The organism is Butyricimonas sp. Marseille-P2440, from assembly GCF_900091675.1.
Taxonomy (GTDB): Bacteria; Bacteroidota; Bacteroidia; order Bacteroidales; family Marinifilaceae; genus Butyricimonas; species Butyricimonas synergistica.
In genome coordinates, this window is sequence record NZ_LT594609.1 from 380137 (window position 1) to 392867 (window position 12731).

At 45.5% G+C, this 12731-nt stretch carries 8 protein-coding genes; all 8 read right to left on the reverse strand.

The genetic code is table 11. From position 1 onward, the window contains the following. The gene (locus BN8899_RS07480) at positions 1 to 3648 is read right to left on the reverse strand and encodes a SusC/RagA family TonB-linked outer membrane protein (RefSeq protein ID WP_065218943.1); all 3648 of its coding nucleotides are present in this window, start codon (positions 3646 to 3648) and stop codon (positions 1 to 3) included. Positions 3649 to 3735: 87 nt separating this feature from the next. Next, complete coding sequence (locus tag BN8899_RS07485) at positions 3736 to 4896, reverse strand: FecR family protein (RefSeq protein WP_231932292.1); 1161 nt, start codon at positions 4894 to 4896, stop codon at positions 3736 to 3738. Between the two features lie 97 nt (positions 4897 to 4993). Further along, the gene (locus BN8899_RS07490; protein ID WP_040371952.1) at positions 4994 to 5557 is read right to left on the reverse strand and encodes an RNA polymerase sigma-70 factor; all 564 of its coding nucleotides are present in this window, start codon (positions 5555 to 5557) and stop codon (positions 4994 to 4996) included. A gap of 138 nt (positions 5558 to 5695) precedes the next feature. Next, complete coding sequence (locus tag BN8899_RS07495; RefSeq protein WP_065218945.1) at positions 5696 to 7024, reverse strand: MutS-related protein; 1329 nt, start codon at positions 7022 to 7024, stop codon at positions 5696 to 5698. Beyond that, positions 7021 to 8349 (reverse strand): MutS-related protein, encoded by a 1329-nt coding sequence (locus BN8899_RS07500; protein WP_065218946.1) that lies wholly within the window; start codon positions 8347 to 8349, stop codon positions 7021 to 7023. The genes BN8899_RS07495 and BN8899_RS07500 overlap by 4 nt, the downstream gene beginning before the upstream one ends. 49 nt (positions 8350 to 8398) lie before the next feature. Then, positions 8399 to 10705 (reverse strand): Gldg family protein, encoded by a 2307-nt coding sequence (locus tag BN8899_RS07505; RefSeq protein ID WP_065218947.1) that lies wholly within the window; start codon positions 10703 to 10705, stop codon positions 8399 to 8401. A gap of 26 nt (positions 10706 to 10731) precedes the next feature. Beyond that, positions 10732 to 11670, reverse strand: coding sequence for an ABC transporter ATP-binding protein (locus tag BN8899_RS07510; protein WP_065218948.1), 939 nt, complete (start codon positions 11668 to 11670; stop codon positions 10732 to 10734). A 129-nt stretch (positions 11671 to 11799) separates the two neighbouring features. Beyond that, the gene (locus tag BN8899_RS07515) at positions 11800 to 12714 is read right to left on the reverse strand and encodes a hypothetical protein (protein ID WP_065218949.1); all 915 of its coding nucleotides are present in this window, start codon (positions 12712 to 12714) and stop codon (positions 11800 to 11802) included. Positions 12715 to 12731 lie beyond the last annotated feature (17 nt).

Genomic DNA, 12731 nt, shown 5'->3' on the forward strand with positions numbered 1-12731 from the left:
TTAGAAAGTGATATTAAGATTACATGAGTAAGTCGGACGCACCGAAAGATTCACGTTCGGGGACGATCCGGACTGGGTAGGATCTTGTCCGCGCAATTTCTTATTGGCTATCGTGAACAAGTTTGTCCCCGTCAGATTGATATAAGCGGACTTGAGTCCCAGTTTCTTGCAGAACCGTTCATCCACGTTGTAACGGAAAGAAAGCGACGACAAACGCAAATAATTTCCGCTTACCACCCGGATATCCGAATTATCGTACATCTCGTAAATATTAGACGCAATACGGTGTGTCATATTCGGACCACTACTCCACCATGGATTGGAGTGAGCTCCCGCCACGGTATTCAACCCGGGGATATTGGTATAATTCTCGTCACCCGGTTTTCTCCAACGATTCACAAACTCCCGACGCAAGTTACTTGACGGGTTGGGATTGGTTGTCCCGTACTCGGTACACAATTTCAACAAACGGATTTTATTACCCAAGCTATAAGTCAGGTTAAACGATAAACCGAAGTTCCTGTACCCAAAATAATTCGAGATACCTCCCTGCAAGTAAGGCTCGCGCCGCCCGGATCGCTCCATCACTTCCAAAAAGACATCTTCCCGTTCCATGTTGTTGTATTTTTTACCCAGCTCTTCTTGCAATTCATCTTCCGTCCCGTAAAAAATAGGGGAACCGTCTACTGGGCTCAAGCCTTTAAAGCGGTATGAATAGAATGTATTCAATGGCTCACCCGCTATATCCACGTCGCCTTTTAGCATGTCGGTATACTCGATTTCGTCCCGCAAGACGTTATTCCGGTTATTTATCGCCTTGTTCACCAGCTCGTTCAACACTTGTCCCAACTGGGGATCGATACGCCAAACAAATCCCCGCTTCCCGCCATCCAACCCAGCACGGTTGATCGGGGTAAAATTCAAGCTCACCTCGATACCCTTGTTCACGAGCGTTCCACTATTTACTACGTATTGTTTGGTCCCGTTGATCTCGGAGATCGTCTTGGTCAGGAAGGCATCCCGCGTTTTCTTGTAATACCAGGAGAACGAACCGTTGATTTTATTTTTCAAAAGCGAGAAATCCAAGGTCAGGTTCGTGGATGCCGTCTTCTCCCATCTTAAATCAGGATTCGGGTAATAGGCCACTTTCGAATTGTATTCCCCGTATTTTCCGGTATAATCAACCCCTTGCTTGATAATCATGTTCGGGGTCTGGTTGCTCAACATATTTCCCTGGTAGCCGAAAGACCCTCTTAGTGCCATGTCATTCACCCAATCAACAGATTTCAAGATATCCTGTTTCATGTTCCAACGACCGGACAAGGCCCAAATCGGCATCATGCGGTCGTTCGCCCGTGACCCAAACAAATTGGAACCTTCGCCCCGAATATGCAGGTTCACCATGTAACGGTTGTCGTAATCATACCCCGCCATAGCATACCACGCTACCGAATTTGTCAAGTTTTCCGTGATTACCCCCAAGGCATTCGCACTTGCCATAAACTGGTTATAATATCCCGTGTAAGCCTGGGGAACCGCAGAGAACAGTTTACCACGATCTCTATGATACCCCCGCCGCGTGATATTAAAGCCGTCATATCTTTGAGAATTCAACTCCAATCCGGCAGAACCATTCACGTTATGCTTTCCCTCGTGCCCGATGTTTCTCGTGTAATTCGCCTGCACACGGGCCATCCAGTTCGTACTACGCACCTCGCTCTTGCGCAATTCTCCTCCGACAGGACACAAGTCATTCCGCTCCGACTGGTCGGCACGCAGTTGATGCACGTAATAGGTGTCTTCCGTGAAATAGATTTCTTGGTTCGTGTTGCTCACCGCATAAGAAAGAGTTCCCTCCAGTTTCAATCCATCGATAAGATTGTAACCGACATGCGCCTGCATGTTAATCGCATTACCCTTGGTCTTATCCCCGGAATTATCCATTTCGTTCAACACGTTGAAATCATACACTGGCGTCGTGCTGCTTATCCGTTGGTAAAAATAGCGGGAGCCATCGGGATTAAAAGCCGGAACGGCACGGCTCATATTATAGGCATAATTCAATACCCCCAGTTCCGAAGGATTGTAATCGCGTTTCGATACATTCCCCTGAAGCTGGAAACGTGCCGAGAAACGCTCGTAATTAGCCGTCAGGTTCAAAGTCGTCGAATAGCGTTTGTTACTCTCGCCTTTTATCGCACCATTCTCATCACTCATACCGAGAGAAGCATAATAACGGAGATTGGCAGAACCGCCGGACAGGCTCAGCGTGTGGCTATGTGAAAATACATCCTGACAAACAATATCGAACCAGTCCGTGTTCAAGGTCTCGTAGTACGCAACCAACCGGCTATATTCCTTGTAATCAATCACTCCATTGTAATAATCTTGTACCACAGCCTCGTAGCCTACCCAACTATCCACGTTGTTATAATACACCCCCCGTTCTACCAACTCCCGGGAAACATCCACTCTCTCTTTGGAGTTCATCAGATAAATCGCCCGATCGCTATAATGCGGACGCCGGGTAAAAGAACCCGTCCCAGAGTAAGTGACACTGGGAGGACCTGCCTTTCCTTTTTTTGTCGTGATTACAATCACCCCATTACCCGCTTTCGCACCATAAAGAGCCGTCGCTGAAGCATCTTTCAATACATCAATCTGCTCTATATCGTTAGGATTCAATCCCGAAATGGCATTTCCCAACAGATTCACGAAATCCAAGTCATTGATTTGTGCCGGATCCACATTCACCGGATCGGTCAAAACGACCCCGTCCAACACCCACAATGGCTCCCGATTACCCAATACCGTCGAGGTTCCCCGTATTCTCAATTTCGGAGCGGCACCTACTTGGCCTGAATTCTGCATGAAAATCATACCCGGGATGCGTCCTTCCAACATCTGGTCAATGGTATTCACACCCTCTACCTTGATGTCATCCATCTTGATGGTTTGCACGGCACTTGTCAACTTGCGCTTGTCAATATTCTGATACCCGGTCCGCACAACCACCTCATCCAATTGTTCCGCAGATTCTTTCATAACGACACGAAGCGTATCCTGTCCCATGTACTTCACTTCTTGCGTTTCCATCCCGACAAATGAAAAAAGCAACGATACATTCTCGGTTTTCGGTAAAGTTAATGAAAAATGCCCCTTAACATCGGTGGCAGTCCCCAATGTCAGACCTTTCACGATAACGGTCACCCCGGGAAGCGGCAACTTTTTCTCATCCGTCACCTTACCCACGATACGTATGACTTCCTTTTTCTCGTCATTTCCTTTGCCCGGCACAATAATAATCACACCTTGTTCTATACGGTAAGCCAAATTTACCTTCCCGAGAATCACATCCAATACTTTCTCCAATTCCTCATTCTCAAACTTCGCGGAAACATCTTTCACCTTTTCTAACTCGTTATGGTTAAAAAAGAATTTATAGCCCGTCTGCTGGCGTAATTCCCGGATCACGTCCAACATACTTACCCCCTCCACATCCAAATTCACTCGCTTTTGCGAATAACTTGCTGCCGATACTTGCAATAGTAAGAGCAATGTAAAAAAGCACGTCAATTTCATCACTAAAAACATTTTTTTTAGACATACCCACTTAGCGGGGTAACCCTCGTTTCGATTTTTTTTCATACATTTGTCTTGTTAATGTTAAGATTGATACTAAAGATTAACACATTTACAACCGGAAGGTGCTTCCAACGCCTGCCGGTTTTTCATTTATTTCATTTTTACGGTTATTGTTTTATCCTTTATCTCAAAAGCTACATTTGTTGTCATGGATATAATATCCAATACAACTTCGCAGTTATTATATTTCTCCAAGTCACCCGTGAAGACCAAATCCTTTACTTGCGGGTTTTGGTAAAAAACTTTTACATCATACCAACGAGCCAGCTGTTTCATGATATTTTCCAATCTCTCCCCCTCGATAATCCATTTTCCTTCAGCCCATGCCGTGTATATTTCCGTGTCTACTTTCGCGACATCCGCTTCCCGGGTTTCTTTATCGTAAGTTACCTGTTCGCCGGGGGTAATCACCAGAGCATCAAGCATTCCCGCACCTTGAAATGCCACCTTCCCCTCTACCAGCGTGGTTTGCACGAACTCTTCGTCAGGATACGCATTCACGTTAAACACCGTTCCCAAAACCTCGATCTTTCCATTTTCCGTTTCCACGATAAAAGGATGCTCTGTGTCTTTTGCCACATGAAACAAAGCCTCCCCCTCCAGTCGTACTCTTCGTTCTTTCCCGATGAATTTATCCGGAAAACTCAATTTTGAATCGGCATTTAGTTTTACACTTGTCCCATCTGCCAATACTAAATTGTACTCACCTCCTCTTGGAATAATAAGTGTATTATATTCTTCCTTTTCCAGCAGCATACCTTGACCTTGAGAAGCTACCATTTTTTGCTTGTACTCCTCAACCACTTGTTCCAACACGGACGAATCGGTCAACGCAATATGCTCTCCTGAATTAAATATCAAAAACGCTTTCATCGTACCCGGCTTCAAGGATTGGTTCACGGCTACCGTCTTCGGCTGTTCCACTCGGTTATCCGACATCCAATACGTGAATCCCACTCCCAAGAGTATAATCACGGCTGCCGCGTATCCGACGACTTTCTTCCATAAAAGTTTGCGGGAAGATTTTCCGGTATAAGCAACGAATTCATCCCACGCTCCCTCCGAATCTACCTCCCGGGTTTCCTCTCCCGTGTAGTATACGTCAAAGTAATGTTTCGCTTTCCGATAATATTCCCGGTTCGCTTCATCCTCCGCGAGCCAATCATCAACCAGCTTGTTCTCATCTTCCGAGGATTCATTCAATATCCGTCGTACAATAATGTCCCAATTTATATGCATCCTGTCTGTCATAGTTCTCATCACAATTACATACCTAAGACACACCGGAACAAAAAACGGAGTACAAAAAAAATGATTTTAACGAAAAGTTTTTACCCGTACAAATACATTAACCTTGTTGTAACCATTCTATCAACAAGAGAATCGGCACCAATTTTTCACGCAACATCCGGTATGCACGTTGCACTTGTGTTTTTACCGTGGTTTCGGCAATATCCAATTGCTCGGCTATCTCCCGGTTCTTTTTCCCTTCCACCACTTTCAACATAATAATCTCCTTGCACCGATCCGGCAAAGAGTTCAACGCCTCTTGCAATCGTTGTTGTACCTCTTCGTCTATCACCACATCTTCTGTTCCGGAAAACAACTGCGCCTCAAACAACTTATCGTTGTGTTCATCCCGAATTTTACGGTCACGCAACACGTTCAAGCAACGATTCCGCAAAGAGGTGTAAAGATATGCTTTCAAAGAGGTCACGACCTGCAAGGTCTTCGCGTGATCCCAGATATAAAAGAATAAATCCTGTACCAAGTCTTTCGCCTCCTCCTCGTCATACAAGTAACTTTCGGCAAACAAGACCATTTTAGAGAAATACCGCTCATAAAGAAACCGAAACGCTTCCCGGTCACGATTTTGCAAACGGACTAAAATATGGGTTTCCTTATCTTCCATGTACATACTATTATCCCAACAAAAGTAAATGATATATTCGAGAAAAGCAACCGTACCCGGGATTAGCCATAAAACAAATTACCTCATCGACTGATTAATAAGTCCATGAGGTAATTACAATTATCCGAAATATTTCTTCTATTTTACTTCCCGAATAAGTTCGACAATCCGTTCATTATTAATGATAATCATCCCATGTTTATCATTGGTTATGCCTGGCTCCAACTTATACGTGTAAGTCGGCACGCTTCCGTTCATCACCGTGGGCAGGTAAGCGAACGTCGCGTTATCACAATTTTTTCCCAACTCATGACCGACTTCGATAATATGTGTCGAGATCATAAAAGAACAAGCATGACGCTTTGCCAAAGCTGACGTCACAGCATACGTGGCATCATAAGCATCCTTGACATTCGTGCCCTTGAAGAGTTCGTCAAAGATCACGACCAGCCGCTTGGAAAGACTCACCTCGATAGCCACTTTCTTCACCCGAAGCACTTCAGCGTAAAAATGACTATATCCCATGTTGATGTTATCGGGCACGTTGATAGAAGTGTACATCCCGTCCTGCACGGTGAAGCGCATGCTACCGGCAGCAACGGGAAATCCCATGTGTGCCATATACACCGCGATACCGAAAGACTTCATCAACGTGGACTTCCCCGCCATATTCGCTCCCGTGAGAAAGAAAATATTCTTTTGCCTGGTAATAGTAAGATCATTGGAAACAGCCTTCCGGATACAAGGATGATGCAAACCTTTTACCTCCATAGACACCTCCCCGTCTTTCATGGCTTCCGCGAAACAAAAATCATTCTCGCGAGCCACACGCCCGACCACAGTATATAAATCTATTTCAACGAAAAGGGCGAGTAATTCCTGCAAGGGTTTGAGCCATTCACCCCGCAGCAGACGGTCGATGGCAAACATCCGACCGAACGTCAAGGGGCGTGTCGTATCTTCCAACAAACGGGTAAAAGCCTTGTTATCCAGCAAGTCCAAGCCCCAACGGACACGTTCCTCCAACGGATTCCCGGTGATATTCTCACTCACTCGAGCCAAATACCCCCTCCCTTCCCGCAGGAAATCAAGGGTTGTTTCCATTCGCGTGCGCCAGATAGCAAAATGCTCGTCTTTGCTAATCATCTCTAACGCCTTCATTTTGCACAACGATAACAAATTGACGAACCAAGCCGTACGCCCGGCACTTCCGATATATTGGTCGATCTCCTCCAATCCCTCGGGATCGCCGGGATATTCGAGATCATGCTCTTTAAAATAACGGAAAATCGCCGTTCTCCGGTTTATTTCATCCGCATCGGTCAAGGGATGAGTAAACATCTGGTCCATCAATCGTTCTGCCCCGCGGGTAACCAAACCGCTATACAAGCTATAAACGGAATTGCCGCTATACTTACCCAAAATATTCAGGTCGTCCAAGGTCTGTTTGTCGGTTTCAAAACTCATTGCACTCCTCCTTCCCCGTTTATAATATCGATTATTTTCTCGTTGTTGATGATGATCATTCCATGCCGGTCATTCGTGATACCCTCTGTCAGCCGGTAAGTATAAACCGGTTGACTCCCTTCCATCTTAGTCGGGAGGTACACAAAACGGATATTCTTACACCGCTCTTTCAATACCAAGCCGATCTCGATAATATGCGTGGATATCAAAAACAAACAATTGGGGACTCCCGCGAAAGCTTCCGTCACGGCAAGCGTGGCATCGTAAGCGTCTTTTACATTCGTACCCCGGAAAAGCTCGTCGAACACGATCACAAGGTTCTTTGTCTGTTGCAGTTGCATCGCCACTTTTTTCAAACGCAATACTTCAGCGTAAAAATGGCTATATCCCATGCTCAGGTTATCGGGCAAATTAATTGTCGTGAACATCCCGTTGCGCACGGAAAATTCCATCGATTCCGCCGGAACCGGAAAACCGACATGAGCCAAGAATATCGCGATGGAAAAAGCTTTCATAAACGTGGACTTCCCCGCCATATTCGCCCCCGTGAGAAAAATAATATTACTATTCTCGTCCACCTCTATCGTGTTGCCTATCGGCTGCTTTAAAAACGGATGGAAAACTCCTTTCATCTTCAACACATTACATTCACCGGGACACACGGACGCAAAAGCAAACCCGCGTTCTTTGGCTACCTGTGCCACAGCAATATAAACGTCCATCAAGTAAACGTAATAAAGTACTTTCCGGAAATTCTCCCGCTCCTCGAAACGGAATACCCGGTCGTAAACGACAGCCTGTTCGTAATTTATTTTTTTCTTATCCAGGTACCAAGACCATTTTTCATTGTTCAACAAGTTTCTCAGGTTCAGATTTACCTCTGCCACATCTTTACTGCTCGTGTTGCCGGTTTTATTCAGAAAATCATTCAAGGTATTCAGCAATTCGAGGCATCCCAAGATCCCGTTTTGTATCCAGGTATATCCCGTATCGGCTCCCATGAGATTTTTCATTTTCCATTCCAACGTATTGTTCTGGCTCATCAACTGGCTACGCGTATCCGTGTTGTCCAAGTAGAACTCGATAGCATCGAAAATGGCTGCCCTGAACGGAAATTCCATACCACACTCCATATAATAATGGATCGCCGCACTCCTGTTGGCAATCAAGTCGCACTCCGATAGGGGCTGCTGGAACATTTCTTCCAGCAATTTAGCCCCACCCCGGGTATGCGTCCTGTTGAAGATCTCGTACACCGATTTGTTTGACCCGGCACTCAATATTGCCAAATCATTCAGAGTCTGTTTATCTATTCGAAATCCCATTTATTTCAATTTATTCTATAATTTTGAAAAGCACACCACGATTACCCGGTTAATTTCTCTTTCTACGGATCCACAGCACCACGCCCCACAAAAGCAACAGCACGGGCACCACGACCATGAAAGCAGCCTTCACGTACGGCATATCCGGACGACTTAAATGGATCTTATCATCTGACCCGCCCGGACGACGCACGTCTAAAGGAGCCTCGCCATAAGAGAACCAATGGAATGTTCCGGTCACCAACGGATAGTTCGCAACAGCCACACCTCTCTCCCCGGCAACGCCGTCATTACTGATACAACTGCCATTGCCCAAAATCATAATACGCTGCTCCCGATCGCCTATCTTACGGGACAAAGCCAATGCTGTCGGATACATCCGTTCCACCTCTCCGGCTGCCGGATTCAACACCACCGTGTCATTCACGAAATCACGCGTCTCCATCTCATTCCAACACCCGGTAGAATCCGTACGCAACAATTCCCGCACCGTAAAGCCCCTGTCCGTCGTGTAGTCCAAACCCACGGCATCTTTCATATTCACTTTAAATTTACGTACCAACCACATGAACTCATAGTGATAGGAAAGTTCTTTTACCGTCTCGGGCACAGCGGTCAACATCATTGAATTAGGAAGGATATCCACCTTCTTCTGCACCAAAACTCCCGGCAAGAAACGAACACCCAACGGCTCGACAATCGGGTTCATGATATCCTGCTTCCCGGCTCCTGCCGCTATCAGCAAATTACCTCCCCGCTCGATATATCTGTTCAATTTAGCCATCTCTTCCGGGGTCAAAGCCTTGTTCATATCGGAAATAACCAATATATTTATATACCCGGGGATATCCGAATTACCCGAAATAGACACCTCTTCCGTGTCGAATCCCTGATTCAGCAACGAATGGCGGAATGTTTTCGCACCGGCAAACAACAGGTAATCTCTCTTCAACTCCCCCGTAATAGAAGGCTCCCCGTGTCCGGTAAGAAATCCGACTTTCGGCATTTCCATCACGAAACGTTTGAAGGTCACTCCTATTTCAGCTTCACTCGGGAATTTTTCCATATCATTGAACAAGCGCAAGAAAGCTTTCTGCCCGTTTTTGCGTTCCACCAAGCGCACGAAAACATTTCCTTCCGGTTCCAAATCAATTACTTTCTTGATCTGCTCCGGCGTCAAGAGCTTCTTGAGATTCCACCCTTTTTTCTCGGCTTCTTCTTTTGCGATTTCATGGATGGTTTTACCCGGGTAACGATTCATTAACCAGGGATTATTCGTCACCGTGTCATAATAATAAACATATTTCATCTTGATATCCGGTTTGAAACGCAGATATTGCTTGAAACGCTCCTTATCTTGATTCACCATCTCGGGTATTCCGAAATAAGCATCCCGGTCGAGGTAATTCACAAAAGTCGTGATCGTCATTCCGTCTTCCAACTTGTTCATGATTTCCTGGCTCTTGGGTGTCAACGTCATCCGTTTGGTTTCCGTCGTATCGTAGAAACACATCATTGCCGGACGGGAGGTGATATACCCGACCATACAGGTACCCGCTATCACCCCCAGGTATTTGCCCCACATCACTCCCTTGGGAGCATACTGGCGGGTAGAATTCAATCTCAGAATCGTCAATGCCAAGAACATTGCCGACACGGTAATGAAATAAATCACATCCTCGCTACAAATCAATCCCGCGATCATTTCTCCCGAACGACCGGAAATACAAAGCCAATAAGTGATATCCCGCACGAAGTCGTAACTTTGCCCCACCTGATTCGCGTAATTCAAAGCAGCCAAAATCACCAGAGTCCCGATGCCGGCTACCACCTGATAAGAAGTCAGCGAAGACACGAACAAACCGATAGCCGCGTAAGCGCACAACAACAAGTACAACCCCAACAGTCCGGACAAAGCCTCGCCGAAAGCGAAATGATCAATAACACACCCGGCAAACAATACCATAACAATCAACACTCCCAACAACACTAACCCGTAGAGCATCATGGAAAGGAACTTACCCAAAATAATCTGCGTGGAAGTCACCGGCGAAGCATACAACAATTTAATCGAACCGCTGCTATACTCCCGGCTCATCAAAGACATGGTCAACAAGGGCATATACAGATAAAGATATTGCTGCACTCCCGTGAACAAACCTCTCATTCCCCCCAGCAGGTTGGCTGTCAGCCAACCCCAGCTATATCCCAATGTGTTCGCCTGTGCCTGCTCCCCGATCAACTCGACAAAAGTCATTCCTACCTGAAAAGAAAACACGACTAAAATAAACCACGCTACCGGAGAATAAAACAACGTGGCTAATTCTGCTTTTGCTATTTTATATATTTGTCTCATAATATTCTGTCAAATAAATTTACATACTATTTCCTTTTCCCTTTGGCGGCATTTTTTGATAATTGGGCAAATACCGCATCCAACGAACTTCTCTCAATGACCAACTCGATTAATCCCCATCCCCGGGTGACACATTGTTCGGCAACCCGCTTCGCCGTGTCCTGATCTCCGTCATACTGCAAACGGAAGCGTTTTCCCGATAAAGTTTCTACCCGAGAGATTCCCGGCAACATCAGATCGTATTCCATCGGGGGCGTATCCAACTCCACCAACAGGGTATTCGGCTGGATATAATTATCAAATTCCTCGATGGTACCCGAGAAAATCATCTGCCCGTTCTCGATCATCTTGATATCCCGGCAAGTCGCCTGTACCTCGGAAAGAATATGGGTGGAAAGCAACACGGAACGCTCTTCGGCAATCTCTTTGATTAAATGGCGCACCTCCACGATCTGATTCGGATCCAAGCCATTGGTCGGCTCGTCCAACACGACAAACTTCGGGTTATGCACGATCGCTTGCGCGATGCCCACCCGCTGCTGGTATCCCCCGGAAAGATTCCGCAACACCCGTTTACTGAAATGGGTGATGCCACAACGTGCCTTCGCCTCATCCACGGCTGCTTTAACACGTTTCTTATCCACCATGTGGAGATCGGCACAATACGTCAGATACTCATCCACCGTAAAGTCCAAATGCAGGGGTGCTTTTTGGGGAAGAAAGCCGACATTCTTTTTCGCTTCCACCGGATTCTCCCGCAAATTAACCCCACCGATAAACACATTTCCTTCCGTTTGTTTCAACACCCCGCATATAATATTCATCGTGGTTGATTTTCCCGCCCCGTTGGAGCCCAAGAGTCCCATGATACCCCGCTGATTGATTTCGAAATCAATATCCCGGATAGCCCATTGAACACTGTAACGATGAGACAAATGCTCTACTTTTACAATCGAATTTTCCATACAACAATTTCATTAAATTATTTCATACAACGAACTAAAACACCTCTTTTTAAACACAGACCGATCCTATGCTATCGCTAAAAAGCGATAGCATAAAAAAGTTCTGTCATTATTAATATACTGATTTACTTACTCCGAATACTTTGCATTAGCATTCCCTATCTTTTGGAAATCAATACCATATTCCTCCAGGAAATACTTCTTCAATATATCATGCTTCTTTTTCACCAACGGATAAGTCAGGTAAGTCCCCCAAGAATCGGATTCCGTCTCCGCGTGACTAATCATATTCATCAGATAATGCCTCAAATCATCCGTCCTTGACAACTCCGTTGTTCCATAAACAATGTAAGTACACCAATCATACACGGATCCGTAAGACTCTTCCATATCTATACTCGGGACAAATCCTCTTGTTCTAGCCTCTACCCCGGCTGTAGCCTTTTTGGAATAATCACTCACATAATAAAATTCATCTGGAGCCACGAGTGCCCCGGAATTAATCAAATGCTTCAGGAACTCCTGCTGCAACACATTTTTAAAAGATTTCTCCGCCGCTCCCGATAGTGAAACAATATCCTTATTCAATCCTGCGATAACCAACGTATTCGTGGTCAAATAAACTTTATAGTAAGTCGCCGGTCTCTCGTACGTATAGGTCTGTTTAATTGAATCCGCCATCAGTATCCGGTAAGGTAAATTTTCTACCAAAAAATCTTTAGGATAAAAATCCAACCAGATTCGTTCCATTACATCCAACCAATCCCCGGCATAAGCAGGGTCTCCCAATATAGTCCCGTACGAATAATTGGCACTACCACCCACACTCACTTGAGTCCAGTTAAAATCCTTCTGCGTGTACTCGTACAAGAAATACGAACCATACGTGTTGAAAAGCTCCACGATACGGTCATCCGCTGAAGATTTTCCCTGTGGCAATTGATAACTTCCTACAAATGGAATATCCGGTCCTAAATCCTTATCATCCGAGCAAGCCGTCCACGTGCTTAAAGCGACAAGCACAAAAACAAATATCTTTCGCATAATTCTCTTTTTTAATG